Origin of the sequence: Herminiimonas sp. Marseille-P9896 (genome assembly GCF_903993245.1) — a bacterium.
GTDB lineage: Bacteria > Pseudomonadota > Gammaproteobacteria > Burkholderiales > Burkholderiaceae_D > Oxalicibacterium > Oxalicibacterium contaminans.
Window position 1 is genome coordinate 834903 of sequence record NZ_CAJEVT010000003.1, and the last position, 17985, is coordinate 852887.

Genomic DNA, 17985 nt, shown 5'->3' on the forward strand with positions numbered 1-17985 from the left:
CAGGAGATTCACTTTTTGCCAAATTGTTTTATGTTATTCTGATGTCACAAAATTGAGTTAAGTTACAGCTATAGATTAAAGAGTCCTTCCCCACAACTTGATGTGCAATCCGCTAACCGGTCAGGCCGTGTCGCGGAAGGTTAAATTAACCCGCTAATCTCGCGAAACGCGAAGAAAGGTGAGCAAGATGATGCAACAGTCCCAATCCAATTCTTATCTGTTTGGAGGGAACGCACCGTACGTTGAAGAACTGTACGAGGCTTACCTCGACAACCCAGGCTCCGTACCAGACAACTGGCGCGCGTATTTCGACGCCATGCAGCATGTGCCTGCCGTCGATGGTTCAGCCAAACCTGACGTCGCTCACGCGTCCGTCATCGCTTCTTTTGCCGAACGTGCCAAACATGGCCCGATTCGCACCGTTACCGCTTCCGAAGATGTCGAAATGGGACGCAAACGCGTCGCCGTTACACAGCTGATTGCCGCCTATCGCGTGCTCGGTAATAACTGGGCCAACCTCGACCCGCTGCAACGCCAGGAACGTCCGCCTATCCCGCAACTGGAGCCTAGCTTCTATGGTTTTACCGATGCGGATATGGATATCGTTTTCAATATCAGCAATACCCATTTCGGTAGCGAAACATCGTCGCTGCGCGATTTGCTCAACGCCTTGCGTGACACCTATTGCCGTTCCATCGGTCCTGAGTTCATGTACATCAGTGACCCGGTGCAAAAGCTGTGGTTGCAGGAACGTTTTGAATCGGTACGCTCGACCCCGACTTTTTCCAGCGAAAAGAAAAAACACATCCTTGAGCGCCTGACGGCAGCTGAAGGCCTGGAGCGCTATCTGCACACCAAATACGTGGGCCAGAAACGCTTCTCGCTGGAAGGCAGCGAAAGCTTTATCGCGGCACTGGATGAAGTCATCCAGCGCGGTGGCGAAAAAGGCGTGCAGGAAATCGTGATCGGTATGGCGCATCGCGGCCGTCTGAACGTCCTGGTTAACACCCTGGGCAAAATGCCGCAGGAATTGTTTGCCGAATTCGAAGGTCGTCATGGCGATGACTTGCCATCCGGCGACGTCAAATACCACCAAGGCTTCTCATCCGACATCAGCACACCAGGCGGTCCTATTCACCTGTCGCTGGCGTTTAACCCGTCACATCTGGAAATCGTTAATCCAGTGGTCGAAGGTTCGGTGCGCGCACGTATCGAACGTCGCGGCCAGAACGATCCGTCGCAACAAGTACTGCCTATCCTGATTCACGGCGATGCCGCGTTTGCCGGGCAGGGCGTCATCATGGAAACGCTGAACCTGGCGCAGACCCGTGGGTATGGCACCGGCGGTACCGTGCACATCATCATCAATAACCAGATCGGTTTCACCACTTCGGATCCGCGTGATTCACGCTCCACGCTGTATTGCACCGACGTGTCGAAGATGATTGAAGCGCCGGTGATCCACGTCAATGGCGACGATCCGGAAGCCGTTGTTTTTGCTGCGCAACTGGCACTCGACTACCGCCTCGAATTCCGCAAGGACATCGTGGTTGATATTGTTTGCTACCGCAAACTGGGCCACAACGAGCAAGACACCCCGGCCTTGACGCAACCCTTGATGTACAAAAAGATTGCCGCTCATCCAGGCACACGCAAACTCTACGCCGACAAATTGCTGACACAAGGCACCATAGCTGCTGATGATGGCGATGCGATGGTCAAGGAATATCGCGATGCGATGGATGCTGGTAAGCACACAGTCGATCCTGTTATTTCCAACTTCAAGAGCAAGTATGCGGTTGACTGGATGCCTTTCCTCAACCGCAAATGGACCGATGCTGCCGATACAGCAGTGCCGATTACTGAGTTGAAGCGCCTGGCGGAACGTATCACGACCTTGCCGGAGAATTTCAAGGTTCATCCGCTGGTAGAGAAAGTACTGAACGACCGTGCAGCGATGGGGCGTGGCGAAATGAATCTGGATTGGGGTATGGGCGAGCATCTGGCTTATGCGTCGCTGGTGAGCTCCGGTTACGCAGTGCGCCTGACTGGTCAGGATTCTGGTCGCGGTACCTTTGTGCATCGTCACGCAGTCCTGCATGATCAAAACCGTGAACGTTGGGATGCAGGTACCTATGTGCCGCTGCAAAACGTCTCCGACCAGCAGGCCTGGTTCCGTGTCATCGATTCCGTACTGTCGGAAGAAGCAGTACTGGCCTATGAATACGGTTACTCGACTGCAGAACCCAATACCCTGGTGATCTGGGAAGCGCAGTTCGGTGACTTCGTCAACGGCGCGCAAGTCGTGATCGACCAATTTATCAGTTCCGGCGAAGTGAAGTGGGGGCGTGCTTCTGGCCTGGTCATGATGCTGCCGCACGGATACGAAGGACAGGGGCCAGAGCACTCATCTGCTCGTCCTGAACGCTTCCTGCAACTGTGCGCGGACAACAATATGCAAGTGGTGCAACCAACTACTGCGGCGCAGATCTTCCATCTGCTGCGTCGTCAGATGATACGTTTGTTCCGCAAGCCATTGGTTATCCTGACACCGAAGTCGCTGTTGCGTAACAAGGATGCCGGATCGCCACTGAGCGAATTGGCCAAAGGTTCGTTCCAGACCGTGATCGGTGAAGTGGATGACAAGATCGATGCGAAAAAAGTGAAGCGCGTAATTGCCTGCTCCGGTCGTGTCTACTACGACCTGATCGCAGCACGTAAAGAGCGTGGTCAGAATGACGTCGCGATTATCCGTATCGAACAACTGTATCCATTCCCGCACAAGGCCTTTGCGGCTGAACTCAAGAAATTCCCGAATTTCGCCGAGTTGGTATGGGCGCAGGATGAACCGCAGAACCAGGGCGCATGGTTCCAGATTCAACACAATATTCTGGAAAACATGGCGGATGGACAGAAGCTGGCATATGCCGGTCGTCCAGCCAGCGCATCGCCTGCGGTCGGTTATTACGACAAGCATTACGCGCAGCAAAAAGCATTGATAGATGCGGCTTTTGCCAAATTAAAAGGTTTCGTACAAACGAAATAAAGACCCTGCGGCACCCCAAAGACTGGGGTGTCGTACGAACAACCCGAAACGGAGAGTTAAATGGCAATTCTTGAGGTGAAAGTTCCGCAATTGTCGGAATCAGTTGCAGAGGCTACCCTGCTGCAATGGCATAAAAAGGTGGGTGACACTGTTGCCCGTGACGAAAACCTGATCGACATCGAAACCGATAAAGTCGTGCTGGAACTGCCGGCACCTGACGCGGGCGTGATTACGCAAATCGTGCGTGCTGACAACAGCACCGTGGTTGCCGGCGAAGTCATCGCACTGATCGATACCGATTTGTCGGCGGTCGCAATTCCGGCAGCAGTCGCGCCACTGGCCGCGACCACGCCTGCAAGCGCACCGGCGCCAGCGGCGAGTGCGCCTGCTGCGGCGTCCAACAGCGCTGCGGGTATTGCAATGCCGGCGGCTGCAAAAATGCTGGCAGAAAACAATTTGTCCGCCAGCGATGTTGCAGGCAGCGGCAAGGATGGTCGTGTCACCAAGGGTGATGTGATCAACCAGCTCGCCCAGCCAGCAACTGCTCCGGCACCGGCAGCTCCAGCCGTAGCCGCGAAACCGGCTCTGCAGCAAGTCGCCGCACCGGCCGCACCGTCTGCCGCACTGGCGAATCGTCCGGAAGAGCGCGTGCCTATGAGCCGCCTGCGCGCACGTATCGCCGAGCGTCTGCTGCAATCGCAATCGAGCAATGCCATCTTGACGACCTTCAATGAAGTCAACATGCAGCCAGTGATCGATCTGCGTACCAAGTACAAAGACAAGTTCGAAAAAGAACATGGCGTCAAACTTGGCTTCATGTCTTTCTTCGTCAAGGCTGCAGTAGCGGCATTGAAAAAATATCCGATCATCAACGCGTCGGTCGATGGCAATGACATCGTCTATCACGGTTACTTCGATATCGGTATCGCAGTCGGTTCACCACGCGGTCTGGTGGTGCCTATCCTGCGCGATGCAGATCAAATGTCGATCGCCGAGATCGAAAAGAAAATCGGTGAATTCGGTAACAAGGCGAAGGACGGCAAGCTGACACTGGACGATCTGACCGGTGGTACTTTCTCGATTTCGAACGGCGGTATCTTCGGCTCCATGCTGTCGACTCCTATCATCAACCCACCGCAATCTGCGATCCTCGGCATCCACGCAACGAAAGAACGTGCAGTGGTTGAAAACGGCCAGATCGTGATACGCCCGATGAACTATCTGGCGATGTCTTATGACCATCGCATCATCGATGGCCGTGAAGCGGTGCTGGGCCTGGTAGCGATGAAGGAAGCATTGGAAGATCCTGCGCGTCTGCTGCTGGACCTCTGATATTTGACCAAATGAAAAGACACAAAGGCCCAGGTATATGGATGCCTTTGTGTCTTTTTCTTTAATGGGGTAAAGATATGTCGAAGAATTTTGATGTGGTAGTAATCGGCGCCGGTCCTGGCGGTTATGTCGCAGCGATACGTGCAGCGCAGCTAGGTTTCACGGTCGCTTGTATCGACGAATGGAAAAACGAAAAGGGCGGCCCTGCGCCTGGTGGCACATGTACCAATGTAGGTTGCATACCATCGAAAGCGATGCTGCAATCGTCGGAAAATTATGATCATGCAGGTCATGCGTTTGCCGATCACGGGATCGAAGTCAAAGGTTTGTCGCTCAACGTCAAGAAGATGGTGGCGCGTAAAGATAGCGTTGTTAAACAAAACAATGACGGCATCCTGTACCTGTTTAAAAAGAACAAGGTTACCTTCTTCCACGGTCGTGGTTCTTTCGTGAAAGCCGCAGACGGCGGACATGAAATCAAGATCGCAGGTGCGACGGAAGAAAATATTTTTGCCAAGCATGTGGTGGTGGCAACCGGTTCCAATCCACGTGCCTTGCCAGGTGCGGCATTCGATGAAAAACTGATTCTGTCGAATACCGGTGCGTTGGCAATCACTGATGTGCCTAAGCGTCTGGGCGTGATCGGTGCCGGTGTCATCGGACTGGAAATGGGTAGCGTCTGGCGTCGCCTGGGTTCCGAAGTGACAGTACTGGAAGCATTGCCAGCTTTCCTCGGTGCAGTCGATGACGCAGTTGCCAAAGAAGCGTTCAAACAATTCGCCAAGCAAGGCCTGGCCATCAGTCTCGGTGTGCAGATCGGTGCGATCACTGCGGGCAAAAACGACGTCACGGTCAATTACGTTGACGACAAAGGTGCGGCGCAGAAGGCTGTGTTTGACAAGCTGATCGTCTCGATCGGTCGTGTGCCTAACACCATCGGTCTGAATGCAGAAGCAGTCGGCCTGAAGCTGGATGAACGCGGCTTCATCGCGGTTGATGCTGATTGCAAAACCAGCTTGCTGAATGTGTGGGCAGTCGGTGACGTGGTGCGTGGTCCTATGCTGGCGCACAAATCGGAAGAAGAGGGCGTCGCGGTCGCTGAGCGCATCGCTGGCCAGCACGGCCATGTCAATTTCAACACCATTCCATGGGTGATTTATACTTCCCCTGAGATTGCGTGGGTAGGCAAGACTGAGCAGCAACTGAAAGCAGAAAAAATTGCTTACAAATCCGGCTCTTTCCCTTTCCTCGCTAACGGTCGTGCCCGCGCCCTCGGTGATACCACTGGTTTCGTGAAATTCCTGGCTGATGCCAAGACCGATGAAATCCTCGGTGTACACATCATCGGCGCGATGGCTTCGGAACTGATTTCAGAAGCTGTGGTCGCAATGGAGTTCCGTGCATCTTCTGAAGACATCGCGCGGATCTGTCATGCACACCCATCGTTGTCGGAAGCTGTCAAAGAGGCAGCGCTGGCGGTCGATGGCCGGGCCCTGAACTTTTAGGAGTATTTTTTAATGCGATATGCCGCCTTGCTTTTGCCTTTGCTACTGACCGCGTGTGCCACCAGCGGTAATGGAGATGGTCGCGTGTCAGTTGCGACCGCCTCCAACGGGCAAGAGTTTGGCGGTGCCAATTGTTCGGTGACCACCAATTCCGGGAGCTGGAGTGTGTTGACGCCTGCTACTGTGCAATTGGGCAGTGCCAACGGTGAGTTGCGGATTATTTGCAATAAGCCGGGCTATCGCACCACGGAATTGCGCTTGCCGCCCTATGCGCCAACTTCATCCGGTTCCCGTGTAGGTCTGGGTCTCGGTGGTGGTAGCGGTGCAGTTGGTATGGGTCTGGGCTTTAGTGTGCCGATCAGCTCCGGTGGCGGCGGTTATTATCCGCCTCGTGTCGTGGTCAATATGGCGCCGCAGTAAAGATCATTCTGCCGCCAGTATGGTGCAGAGACAGATGGGCGAGCAATGACTCGCCCATTTTTTTCTGCAAGTATCAGCCCGCTGGATAGCGAAAATACAGACTGGATTTTAGCCGCATGAATGTACGTGAATTTTATGAGCATGCATTATCGCAACGAGGATTCGTTGCTGATGAGTCGCAGCTCAATGCCGTTAATCGTTTGCAGCAAGCCTATGATGAATGGGTAGAGTACAAGGCACAGCGTGCGAATGCCTTCATGCGCTTCTTGCGGCCGCCTGAAATCCCGCGTGGGATTTATATGTGGGGTGGGGTAGGTCGCGGTAAATCCTTCCTGATGGATAGTTTTTATTCAGTCGTGCCTTTGGTGCGCAAGACGCGTGTGCACTTCCATGAATTCATGCGCAGCGTACATCGCGAGCTGGACGAACTGAAGATGGTGGTGAATCCGCTGGATGAAGTAGCCAAGCGTATCGCGAAGAGGTACCGCCTGATTTGCTTCGATGAATTCCACGTCATCGATATCGCCGATGCGATGATTCTCTACAACTTGTTCAAGGCCTTGTTTGAGAATGGTGTGTCTTTCATCATTACCTCGAACTTCCATCCTGACACTTTGTATCCGGACGGCTTGCATCGGGATCGTATGTTGCCGACCATCGCTTTGCTAAAGGAAAAGCTGGACATCGTGAATGTCGATAGCGGCAATGATTATCGTAAGCGCGCGCTGGAGCAGGTTGATGCTTATTACTGGCCGCTGAATGAGAAGGCTAGCGAAGCGATGCGGGTGGCATTTGCGCGCATAGCTGAAACTACAGATGAAAACCCGAGTCTGAAAATTGAAGGGCGAGACGTACGTGCCTTGCGTCGGGCTGGTGGCGTAATATGGTTCGACTTTGCCACCTTGTGCGGTGGTCCGCGTTCGCAAAATGACTATCTTGAACTCGCCAGTCGTTTTCACACAGTATTTTTATCAGATGTGCCAGTGATGTCGGCCGGTATGGCTTCCGCGGTTCGACGTTTTATCTGGCTGATAGACGTCCTGTATGATCACAAGATTAAACTGGTCATGTCGGCCGAGGTGGCGATGGATGAGTTGTATACTGATGGTGCGCAGATTGCCGAATTCCAACGTACTGTGTCGCGTTTGATCGAGATGCAATCCAGCGAATATATGGAAGCAGAGCGTCGACTCACAGCCAACGCGATTTTATGAGCCATGGCTGCAGAGCCGGACTCGCCTTAATTTGAATTAACGATAGATGAAATACATATTTCCTACCTGCCTTGGCGCTACCTTCTTGTTGGCTGGCAATCTTGTGTTTGCGCAGCCAGCGCCCGTCGCTGCTGAAACGCCTGACCATGTGTATTTGCCTAAAGAACTGGTAGAACGTTATCCGGCTGACTCCATCAAATCCAACGAAGTGGCGGAACGTGCGGTGGAAGAAGTGAACAAGACGCGCGCAGATATTGAAGCGCGTTTTGTGGCCGACCAAAAGGCTTGCTACAAAGTGTTCTTTACCACTTCCTGCCTGGACAAGATCAAGGAGCAGCGACGTCTGGATCTGGTTTCTATTAAGCCGATAGAACTCGAGGCCAATTCGTATATACGCCACGCCAAAGTTGACGAGCGTGATCGTCGTCTGGCCGAAAAAAATGCGCAGAATGCAGCGAAAGCTGCCGCCAATGCTGACAAGCCTGTAGACGAACGCACAGCCAAGGATGGTCCGGGTGCAGCAGAGGAAGCGCAGCGCAAGGCACGCGCCGAAGCCTATGCGAAACGCAATACTGAGTATGCGGAGAAGCAGCGGCTGTTGAAGGAAAACGAAGCAGCTGATGCGCAGAAGCGGGCCGAGAATGTACAGCGCTACGAAGAAAAAGTGCGTGCCGCAGAAGAAAAACAAAAAGAGATTGCCAGAAAGAAAGCGGAAAAAGCCAATGTGCCGGCCGCCAAGCCTTGATGCATGGTAGCAATTATCAGCTGCAAATTATCTCTGACTAGAGTGACAGACTGATATATAAGTTTCATTTGCTGTTGAATTTGGCAACTTAACCGTACAAGTTGTGCGCTTATTCGATAAAGTGCTGGACTTATCTCTAAACAATATTGAGAGATTATTAAAATTTAACTTTTTTTATTTTAATCCCGGTATAATCAGCCATCGTTGAGATTCGAGTTAGTGGTGCAGTTAGTCTGTCATTCCTGTCTTGGTTGAAACGATCCAACGGGCAAATGCCCAACTTAACTGAAATTAGGAATTGTAATGGCAACTGGTATCGTAAAATGGTTCAATGACTCGAAAGGCTTCGGCTTTATTACCCCTGACGAAGGCGGCGAAGACTTGTTCGCGCACTTCTCGGCTATTCAGTCGAGCGGCTTCAAATCGCTGCAAGAGAACCAACGCGTTTCTTTTGAAGTGACAGCTGGTCCTAAAGGCAAGCAAGCTTCGAACATTCAGCCTATCTAATAGCTGGATCAAACGAAATAGAAAAATCCTCAGCATGCTGAGGATTTTTTTTCGCCTGTCATTTCCTGAAGTGCCGCAGGTGAGGGTGATTCAGTTTTGTGTCAGCGCTTGTCGCAGATTGCGTTCATTCTGCCACTCACGGTATTCCGCGCTGCTTTGCGTATATGCCTTGAGTTCGGCTGCACTTTTTCCTTCGTGTGCAGTGAGCAGGCGATGCGCGATGCGATGATCTGGCATGGTGGTGCCATAGAACATGACATCGTCACCGCGCTGGATCAGCAAGGTAGGGAAATTTTCGACATCGAAGTCGCCGATCAGGTCGGCGCGGTCTTCGATATCTATCCAGACAAACAGCTTGTCCGGATGTTGGGCCGCCAGCTCGTCAAAGCCGGGCCGGTAATTGGTACAGACGTCGCACCAGGCCGCGCACAAGCAGGCCACGACCCAGACGTCGTCTTGCATGCGTTGCGTGAGCTGCTGCTGGTTATGCGGTTCTAGAGTGATACTTGCCATGGCGGTATTCTACCGTTTTCTGTTGCATAGGGAGTGTTCGTCCCGGTGGAAATGCGCAGCAGCGACAAATGCATACCTTCCCAGCACCGATGGCGATACGCACGGTAAAATAGCCCCTATGTCTACGATACTCGCTATAGAAACATCTTCTGAACTGGCTTCTGCGGCACTGTTGCACAAGGGCGTCAACAGCAGCCGCCAGACGGCAGGTGTCAGCACGCATTCACAAAGCATACTGCCGATGGTGCAGGCCTTGTTGCAGGACGCTGGCATCGCGCTGCGCGATTGCGACGCGATCGCTTTTGGTGCCGGACCTGGTTCGTTTACCGGTGTGCGTACCGCTTGCGGTATTGCACAAGGTTTGGCCTATGGCGCAGAGAAACCCTTATTGCCGACTGTGACCCTGCTAGCGATGGCCCAGGCGTGTCGCGAGCAGACTGGTGCCAGTGACGTGCTGGCGGTGCTGGATGCGCGCATGGGCGAAGTTTATTGGGCGCAGTATCGCTACACCGATGGCTGGCAGATTGTGATTGCCCCTAGCCTGTCATCTGCACGTGAGGTGCAGCCGCAAGGCGAAGTGACCGCATGTGGAAATGGTTTACAGGCGTATGCAACGGATTTCGCTGCGCAGCCGTTTTTTGCGACTGCATTGAAAGATATGCTGCCGCAGGCCGAGCAGATTGCGACGCTGGGTGCGATTGCTTATGCGCAAGGACTGGCGGTGGTCGCGAGTGCGGCGGAACCACTGTACTTGCGTAACAAGGTGGCATTGACAACGGCGGAACGTCTGGAAAAGGCTGCAAAGGAGGCCGCATGAGTTCCGTGCCCAGTCCTATCCCGCAGTTCAAGGCGCCGCCTCCGCCAGCGCGCAAGCTTTATTTCTATCGGATGCAGCCGACCGATATCAGTGATGTGCTTGCGATCGAAAACGATGTTTATCCTTTTCCCTGGACGCGCGGCAATTTCCTCGATTCCATCAATAGCGGTTACGAAACCTGGATACTGCGTGATGGCACCGGTGCCTTGAGCGGTTATTTCCTGTTGATGCTGTCGGTAGACGATGCACATTTGCTGAACATCACCGTACATCGTGATTTGCAGGGGCAGGGCATAGGCATACTGCTGCTGGATAAAGCGAAGGCAATTGCGCAGGAAAAAAAGCTGGAAGCGGTCTTGTTGGAAGTGCGTCCATCGAATACGCGTGCAGAAAAAATCTACCGTCAATATGGCTTTAGTCGCATAGGTGTGCGCAAAGGCTATTATCCGGCACCGAATAATCAGCGTGAAGATGCGCTAGTCATGAAGCTTGCGCTATGAGTAATCCGGATCGTCGTATCGCATTCTTGCAGGAGATGGGCCTGGGGCCAGTCTGGTCGCAACGAGCGGCTGTGCTGCAGGCGCTGGAACCTGAAGCAGCAACTGTAAGTGAAGTTGCTGCGCCGCTTGAGGACAGCGTGGCCGCTGCAACGCCGCTGCGTGTTGTTGAGCCTGGTGCTTCGGCCTGGGGTGACGACGATGTCGCGACTAGTCCCGTTGCTCTTCCTGTCGCAGTGCCTGCAACGCCGACTGCGCTGGTGCAGCCTGCCAGTAGTATAGGCAGCATGAACTGGGATCAGTTGAAGACGGTGGTCAGCAATTGCACCGAATGCGGTTTATGCAAAGGACGCACACAAACTGTATTCGGTGTCGGTGACCAAAAAGCCAAATGGTTGTTCGTCGGTGAAGGTCCTGGACGCAATGAGGATTTCCAGGGTGAGCCTTTCGTCGGACCGGCGGGCAAGCTGCTCGACAATATGTTTGTCGCGATGGGCCTCAAACGTGGCGAAAACACCTACATCGCCAACATCGTCAAATGTCGTCCTACCGATGAAAACAAGCGTGACCGTGCACCAGTCGCAACCGAAAGCGATGCCTGCATGCCGTACTTGCAAAGGCAGATAGAGTTGCTCAATCCGACCGTGATCGTGGCACTGGGCAAGACCGCCGCGCTGTCCTTGTTGAAGCTGGATCCGGCGACACCTGTTGCCAGATTGCGCGGTAGCGTACATCGCTATGCGGATATCCCTGTGGTGGTTACCTATCATCCGGCGTATTTGCTGCGCACACCGAAAGACAAGAGCAAGGCCTGGGCAGATTTGTGTCTGGCGATGCAAACCTATGCCGACAAAGGCTAACGTCTAGCTTGGCAGCGAATTTGACAAATACCTTCCAAACACAATTCGAGCAGCGTTGGGGCCACCTCAACGATATCCATGTGCGCTCACTGGCATGGCTGCTCGATGCTCCCGATCTGCTGGATCCGCAAGCACCGCAATGGCAGGGAAAAATTGCCAGCCTGCAGGGCAGCCTGCCGCACGATATCAATGACTGGTTGCAAGCATTGGATAAGGATCCGGATGCCTTGCATCGCTACCTCAATGTACAAGTATTCACCCGCCTCGGACGCTATGCAGAAAAACTGCTGGCTTATTATTTCGAGGCACGCGGCATACTCGCCGCGCACGGTGTGCAGGTAAGGGCGGGCAAGAACAGCACCGTAGGCGAGTTTGATTTCCTGCTGCGCGATGGCGATGCCTTGTTGCACTGGGAATTTGCCACCAAATTTTATCTGCTGGAATCCAGCGGTGCTGGTGAAGATGCAGACTACTTCGTCGGTCCCAACCTGGCAGATACGCTGGGTGCAAAAATGCACAAGATACTTGAGCGTCAACTGATGTTGTCGCAGCATCCGGCAGCGCAGGTGCATTTGCCAGCACCGGTGAAGCAGGCGCAGGCATTGGTCAAAGGCTGGTTGTTTTATCACCAGGATGATAGGGCAGATGCCGCGATATGCGGTATCTCTGCCGATCATTGCCGTGGTTTCTGGTGTGCGCTGACAGAGACGGAACAGATGACAGCCGAACGTTATGCCGTGGTGCCGCGTTTGCACTGGCTGGCACCAGCTAAACTGGATTTGTCACAGACCATGGACAAGCAGGCATTGCAAGAAATGCTGGCGACGCATTTCGTGCATGACACGATGCCGGTATTGGTAGTCTTGCTGAATGTCCGGGGAGAGCTTGCGCTGGAAAGCAGTCGTGGCTTTATCGTGCCGGATGACTGGCGCACCCGGGCTGGTCAGCGGATAAAACTGGTTCATCCGCTGCCGCAATAACTTAGTGTTTCGGTTCGCCTATCAGTGACAGCGAATCATGTTCACGCTGGTTGGCAGCATGCTTGCGCATGATCAGGTACATGATGCCGGAGACCGACAAGCCAAACATGATGATGACGATGTTGATGTTCAAATCCAGTTTCACCATCAATGCATACAGCAGCAACATGGTCAGTACTGACAAATTCTCATTGAAGTTTTGCACCGCGATCGAGTGACCTGCACTCATCAGGACGTGGCCACGATGTTGCAGCAGCGCATTCATAGGCACGACGAAGTAGCCTGACAAGGCGCCGACCAGAACCAGCAACGGATACGCCAGCCATACGGTATGTACCATGGTCATCACGATCACGACCACACCCATGATCACGCCGAGCGGCATTACCGACAGTGACTTCTTAAGAGGTACAAAGCGAGCAGCAGCCACTGCGCCGAGTGCGACACCGACCGCTACGATACCTTGCAGGATGGCGGCCTTGTCGAGCGGCATATTCAGGGATTTCTCAGCCCATTTCAGCACGATGAACTGTAAGGTTGCACCGGCACCCCAGAACAACGTGGTTACGGCCAGCGAGATTTGCCCGAGGCGGTCGCGCCACAAAGTGGTGAAACAGTTGGCGAAGTCGCCGATGAGCTTGATGGGATTACGTTCCTGATGCGGATAGCGGGCGCCAGTGTCAGGAATGCGGAGGTTGAAGAGTGCGGCGAGCAGGTAAGAGACGGTGATAATGCAGAGTGCTGCTTCGGCTGGTGTGTCTATGCCAAAGTTAATAATGGGGAAATCGAAGGCTAGTAGTTTGGCGGCAACGTTGGGATTGATGAGTGCACCTCCCATCACGGTGCCGAGGATAATGGAGGAAACGGTCAAGCCTTCTATCCAGCCATTGGCGGCGACCAGTTTCTCCGCCGGTAGCAATTCTGTGAGGATGCCGTACTTGGCCGGTGAATAAGCTGCTGCACCAAAACCGACCACGGCATAGGCAATCAGCGGATGGACATCGAAGAACATCATGCCGCAACCGAAAATCTTGATCAGGTTGGTGATGAACATGACGCGACCCTTGGGTAGCGCATCAGCGAAAGCACCGACGAAAGCGGCGAGTAATACATAAGACAGGACAAAGAATAGCTTCAGCAATGGAGTCATCCATTCGGGTGACTTCATTACCGTTAATAAGGCTATGGCCGCTATCAGGAGGGCGTTGTCGGCGAGCGAGGAAAAAAACTGCGCCGCCATGATGGTATAAAAACCGCGATTCATTCGCATTAATCTATTTTTGCTGTGTGTCTCTGGCTGACTTTATACCATGAATCTTGGCGGCTTCCATTGATTTGCGCCTCGTTAACGCAATGCGTCCGGTAAAATAAATAAATTCGTAAAAAAACCATCTTGAACGAATGTCACGATTTAACTTTCTTTACATTGCCGTATGCCCAGACCCCTTATTGCTACCATAGATATCGCCGCATTACGCAGTAATCTTGCGCTGGCCAAAGCGCGTGCCCCTCATTCCCGGACATGGGCGGTGGTGAAGGCCAATGCCTATGGGCACGGCCTGGAGCGCGGCATGCGTGGTTTTGCTGCGGCAGACGGTTTGGGGCTGATCGAGCTGGATGCGGCGGCCCGCCTGCGCGAGCTGGGGTGGAAGAAGCGCATCCTGTTGCTGGAAGGATTTTTTGATGCCTCCGATCCGCAACTGCTGGCCGAGCATCAACTGGATACGGTTATCCATTGCGAAGAGCAACTGCTCATGCTCGAACAAGCACGTTTACAGACGAAAATCGACGTTCATCTGAAATTGAATAGCGGTATGAATCGTCTGGGCTTCACGCCAGCGAAATATCGGGCCGCCTACGAGCGCCTGCGCGCTATCCCGGCCGTAGACCATATTTCTTTTGTCACACACTTCGCCAACGCGGAAGATCCGGACAATCCGGTATTGCCGGTGCAGGAGCAGTTGCGCCGCTTCAGGGAAGCAACCCGTGATTTGCCAGGCGAACAAAGCATGGCCAATTCGGCGACTGATTTATTACACCCAGGTTCGGCGGCTGACTGGATACGTCCTGGCATCATGCTGTATGGTGCGACGCCAGGCGGGCAAAGCGCCGAGCAGTTCGGCTTGCGGCCAGCGATGAGTCTGAACAGTGAAATCATCGGTGTGCAGCATATCGTCGCGGGTGATGCTGTCGGCTATGGCAGTGCTTTCGTCGCGACTGGTCCGATGACCATCGGCGTGGTCGCCTGTGGTTACGCTGATGGCTATCCCCGTCATGCACCCAGCGGCACGCCAGTGATCGTCGATGGTGTGAAGACACGTATGGTCGGACGCGTATCGATGGATATGATTACAGTCGACCTGACACCGGTGGCGAAACCGTGTGTAGGCAGCAAAGTCACGCTGTGGGGCGCAGGCTTGCCAATAGACGAAGTGGCAAATGCGGCCGGTACAGTCGGCTATGAGTTGATGTGCGGCCTGGCGTCGCGCGTGAAGGTAGTCGAAGTTAGCTAGAACTCATTTCACAAATATCCGTGAGATGCGTTCTTACCAAAAGCGGTGCTGGCAAGGCGTGCGACGCGTCGCATAGCGAGCTATGCGCAAGGAGCGCAACGCGGCCAGCGCCGCTTTTGGTAAGAACCCGGAGGGAACGGGCTATTTGGGCGTATTGCTGTGTTGCGCCGCTTGCCAAGGGGACCACCCTTGGCAGCGCGACACGCCTTGCACTACCTCCCAAATAGCCGCGTTCGCACTCACGGATATTTGTGAAATGAGTTCTAATAAAGCGAAATTTACCCAGATGGCAAAAGCCAAAACCAATTACACCTGTAGCGACTGCGGCGGCATTACCAGCAAGTGGGGCGGACAATGCCCCGCTTGCGGCGCGTGGAATACGCTGGTCGAAACCATAGTCGAGTCAGGCTCCAATCGTTTTTCCATACAACACCAAGGACTGGCGCAAACAGCGCCGGTACTGAGCCTGGCAGATATCGAAGCGATAGATGTGCCGCGCTTTGGTACCGGCATAGAAGAATTTGATCGTGTGCTCGGCGGTGGCCTGGTGGCTGGCGGTGTGGTGCTGATCGGTGGCGATCCTGGCATAGGCAAGTCGACGCTGTTGTTGCAGGCACTGGCCAATCTCTCGCGCATCAAAAAAGTTTTATATGTCAGCGGTGAGGAATCCGGTGCACAAATCGCATTGCGCGCAAAACGCCTCGCGGTCGACGCCAAGGATCTGAAGCTGCAAGCCGAGATCCAGCTGGAAAAAATCCTGACAACTCTGGCTGAGCACAAGCCTGATGTCGCGGTCATCGACTCCATCCAAACCGTGTATTCGGACGCACTGAGTTCGGCTCCGGGTTCGGTTGCACAGGTAAGGGAATGTGCCGCGCAATTGACGCGCATCGCCAAGCAAACCGGCATCACCATCATCATGGTTGGTCATGTCACCAAGGAAGGCGCGCTGGCTGGTCCGCGCGTGCTGGAACACATCGTCGACACCGTGCTGTATTTCGAAGGCGACACACATTCCAGCTTCCGGCTGGTGCGTGCGATCAAGAACCGCTTCGGTGCAGTCAATGAGCTGGGCGTGTTTGCGATGACGGAAAAAGGCTTGAAGGGAGTATCCAATCCCTCGGCGCTATTCCTGTCGCAACACGATAATCCGGTGCCTGGTGCTTGCGTGATGGTGACGCAGGAAGGCACACGTCCCTTGCTGGTCGAGATCCAGGCACTGGTGGACACTTCGCATTTGCCGAATGCGCGTCGTCTTTCGGTGGGGTTGGAGCAAAATCGTCTGGCGATGTTGCTGGCTGTGTTGCATAGACACGCTGGCATCGCTGCTTTCGATCAGGATGTATTCATCAATGCCGTAGGTGGTGTGAAGATCACCGAACCGGCGGCCGATCTGGCCGTGCTGCTGGCGATACATTCCTCTATGCGTAGCCGACCTTTGCCGCGAGGCCTGGTGGTATTTGGTGAAGTGGGTCTGGCAGGTGAAATACGTCCTGCGCCGCGCGGTCAGGAACGTTTGCGTGAAGCAGCGAAGCTGGGCTTCTCACTTGCCCTGATTCCAAAATCGAATGCGCCCAAGCAAAAGATAGAAGGGCTGACCATCATAGGCGTAGAGCGTATAGATGAGGCTTTGAATCGCGTGCGCGAGCACGAGTAAATGCGTAGTAGATGCGCGAATGAGCTAGTCGTCGAAATGCTGGTTCAGCAAGTCTGCAGCTTTCACGCCGCTGCGCACAGCTGATTCCAGTGTCGCCGGATAATCACTGGCGACGTAATCCCCGGCAATCACCAGATGTGGCAATACGGTTTTCTCAGTCGGCCGTTGCAGACCGGGTGCGCAGGAAAAAGTTGCGCGCTTGTCTGTGATGATCTTGCTCCATAGCGGAGCTTTCAATTGCTGGATCTGCAGTGCTTGCGCCAGTTGCTGCGTGATAGCGGCAGACAATGCTTCCTGTCCGAGTTCTATTGCCGCGGTCGACACACTGACCACCACTGCAAACAAGCCATCCTGCGTGCTATCCAGTTGCCCGCGATCAAATACAAACTGTCCCCAGTGGCCCAAGGCTTCGTCATCAGTCAATGCAAAGAATGGAGCACTTAAGCGTGTGCCTGCCGGGTATTGCAGATAGCAGGTGGTGATCGGTTCATAGTTGAAGGCAGGGATGTGTGCTTCGGCTGCGGAGCCGGCCAACAAACTGGCAGCTGTGGTTGCAGGCGTAGCGATGACGACGCCATCAAATAATTCTTCTGCTGCTTCCGCATTGCTTAAGCCGAGTGCCCACTTCTGATCGTGTGCAGTAATTGTTTGTACGGTACAGCCCGTCTGTATCGCACCGTTGCGCGCAGCGACGAAATTGGCGGCTTGTTGCGGTAGCAATGAGGTGAGGTTGGTACGTGGCAGCAGCATATCGGATGCTGTTCGTTGCGCCCCCAGGCTGTCACGCAGCACATTCAGGAATACCTGTGCGGATGCGCGCTCTGGCGGTGTGTTGAGGGCGGCGATACACAGCGGTTGCCACATCAGTTTAATCAGGCGTTCAGTCTGGTCATAACGTTCCAGCAATTCACTGACACTGCAATCAGTGTGCAAGCGCCATTCCATCCAGCGCGCAGTGGTGGAGAAACGCGCCAGCGCCATTTTGTCCGCACCTGTTAATCCGCTGGCACGTAGCAGCGCGATCAACATGTGCAAAGGAGCAGGCAGGCGCGGCGCAACAAAATCCATGCCGTCGCAGCCCGCCGGATAACGCATTTGCAGCGGCAGGCGCAGCAATGCCTGATCTGCCTCGACGCCTATGGTGTTTAACAGACTTAAGGTTGCGCTGTAGGCGCCGAGCAAAATATGCTGGCCGTTATCGAGTACCTGGCCCTGAATCTCGACGGCGCGCGCGCGGCCGCCTAAGGTGCGGGATGATTCGAAGAGAGTGACTGCATGTCCTGCGCTGGCCAGTTCTACTGCCGCTGCGCATCCGGCCCAACCAGCACCGACGACGGCAATTTTCTTTGCGTCCGACATGAGCGAGTTCATAGGCGGCT

General features: G+C 54.1%; 16 protein-coding genes. 13 read left to right on the plus strand and 3 right to left on the minus strand.

What is annotated here, in order from left to right:
- Positions 1–187: 187 nt before the first annotated feature.
- From H7U06_RS14175 to H7U06_RS14205, 7 genes are all read left to right on the plus strand, one after another.
- Positions 188–3046 (plus strand): 2-oxoglutarate dehydrogenase E1 component, encoded by a 2859-nt coding sequence (locus H7U06_RS14175; protein WP_175626747.1) that lies wholly within the window; start codon positions 188–190, stop codon positions 3044–3046.
- A 60-nt stretch (positions 3047–3106) separates the two neighbouring features.
- On the plus strand, positions 3107–4378 hold the full coding sequence (gene odhB, locus H7U06_RS14180; RefSeq protein ID WP_175626748.1) for a 2-oxoglutarate dehydrogenase complex dihydrolipoyllysine-residue succinyltransferase: 1272 nt from the start codon (positions 3107–3109) through the stop codon (positions 4376–4378).
- 77 nt (positions 4379–4455) lie between these two features.
- Complete coding sequence (gene lpdA / locus H7U06_RS14185; RefSeq protein ID WP_175626749.1) at positions 4456–5883, plus strand: dihydrolipoyl dehydrogenase; 1428 nt, start codon at positions 4456–4458, stop codon at positions 5881–5883.
- A 12-nt stretch (positions 5884–5895) separates the two neighbouring features.
- Positions 5896–6303 carry a hypothetical protein gene (locus H7U06_RS14190; RefSeq protein ID WP_175626750.1) on the plus strand — a complete coding sequence of 136 codons (408 nt, stop codon included), beginning with the start codon at positions 5896–5898 and terminating at the stop codon, positions 6301–6303.
- Positions 6304–6419: 116 nt separating this feature from the next.
- Positions 6420–7517: a cell division protein ZapE gene (zapE, locus tag H7U06_RS14195; protein ID WP_175626751.1), complete on the plus strand. Its 1098-nt coding sequence runs from the start codon at positions 6420–6422 to the stop codon at positions 7515–7517.
- A 46-nt stretch (positions 7518–7563) separates the two neighbouring features.
- The gene (locus tag H7U06_RS14200; RefSeq protein WP_175626752.1) at positions 7564–8262 is read left to right on the plus strand and encodes a hypothetical protein; all 699 of its coding nucleotides are present in this window, start codon (positions 7564–7566) and stop codon (positions 8260–8262) included.
- 303 nt (positions 8263–8565) lie between these two features.
- A complete protein-coding gene (locus H7U06_RS14205) occupies positions 8566–8769 on the plus strand; it encodes a cold-shock protein (protein WP_009665193.1) in 204 nt (67 codons plus the stop codon).
- A 90-nt stretch (positions 8770–8859) separates the two neighbouring features.
- On the opposite strand, the gene H7U06_RS14210 is transcribed toward H7U06_RS14205, so the two are convergent.
- Positions 8860–9282, minus strand: a complete 423-nt coding sequence (locus tag H7U06_RS14210; RefSeq protein WP_175626753.1) for a thioredoxin family protein — start codon at positions 9280–9282, stop codon at positions 8860–8862.
- Between the two features lie 118 nt (positions 9283–9400).
- On the opposite strand from H7U06_RS14210, the gene tsaB reads away from it, so the two are divergent.
- Genes tsaB through H7U06_RS14230 form a run of 4 tightly spaced genes read left to right on the plus strand, consistent with a single transcriptional unit; the run spans position 9401 to position 12436 of the window.
- Positions 9401–10099 carry a tRNA (adenosine(37)-N6)-threonylcarbamoyltransferase complex dimerization subunit type 1 TsaB gene (gene tsaB / locus H7U06_RS14215; protein ID WP_175626754.1) on the plus strand — a complete coding sequence of 233 codons (699 nt, stop codon included), beginning with the start codon at positions 9401–9403 and terminating at the stop codon, positions 10097–10099.
- Positions 10096–10599, plus strand: a complete 504-nt coding sequence (gene rimI / locus H7U06_RS14220) for a ribosomal protein S18-alanine N-acetyltransferase (RefSeq protein WP_175626755.1) — start codon at positions 10096–10098, stop codon at positions 10597–10599. The genes tsaB and rimI overlap by 4 nt, the downstream gene beginning before the upstream one ends.
- Positions 10596–11456, plus strand: coding sequence for a uracil-DNA glycosylase family protein (locus H7U06_RS14225; protein ID WP_175626756.1), 861 nt, complete (start codon positions 10596–10598; stop codon positions 11454–11456). Before rimI ends, H7U06_RS14225 begins: the two co-directional genes overlap by 4 nt.
- Positions 11457–11476: 20 nt before the next feature.
- On the plus strand, positions 11477–12436 hold the full coding sequence (locus H7U06_RS14230) for a DUF1853 family protein (protein ID WP_230089418.1): 960 nt from the start codon (positions 11477–11479) through the stop codon (positions 12434–12436).
- A 1-nt stretch (position 12437) separates the two neighbouring features.
- Here H7U06_RS14230 and lplT read toward each other — a convergent pair whose 3' ends face one another.
- Positions 12438–13700, minus strand: coding sequence for a lysophospholipid transporter LplT (gene lplT / locus H7U06_RS14235; protein WP_175626758.1), 1263 nt, complete (start codon positions 13698–13700; stop codon positions 12438–12440).
- Positions 13701–13869: 169 nt separating this feature from the next.
- On the opposite strand from lplT, the gene alr reads away from it, so the two are divergent.
- Positions 13870–14949, plus strand: a complete 1080-nt coding sequence (gene alr, locus H7U06_RS14240) for an alanine racemase (protein WP_175626759.1) — start codon at positions 13870–13872, stop codon at positions 14947–14949.
- Positions 14950–15235: 286 nt separating this feature from the next.
- A complete protein-coding gene (radA, locus tag H7U06_RS14245) occupies positions 15236–16606 on the plus strand; it encodes a DNA repair protein RadA (RefSeq protein WP_175626874.1) in 1371 nt (456 codons plus the stop codon).
- A gap of 24 nt (positions 16607–16630) precedes the next feature.
- Here the strand turns inward: radA and hpnE are convergent, their stop codons facing one another.
- Entirely contained in the window at positions 16631–17977 is a 1347-nt protein-coding gene (hpnE, locus tag H7U06_RS14250) for a hydroxysqualene dehydroxylase HpnE (protein ID WP_254873247.1), read from the minus strand.
- Positions 17978–17985 lie beyond the last annotated feature (8 nt).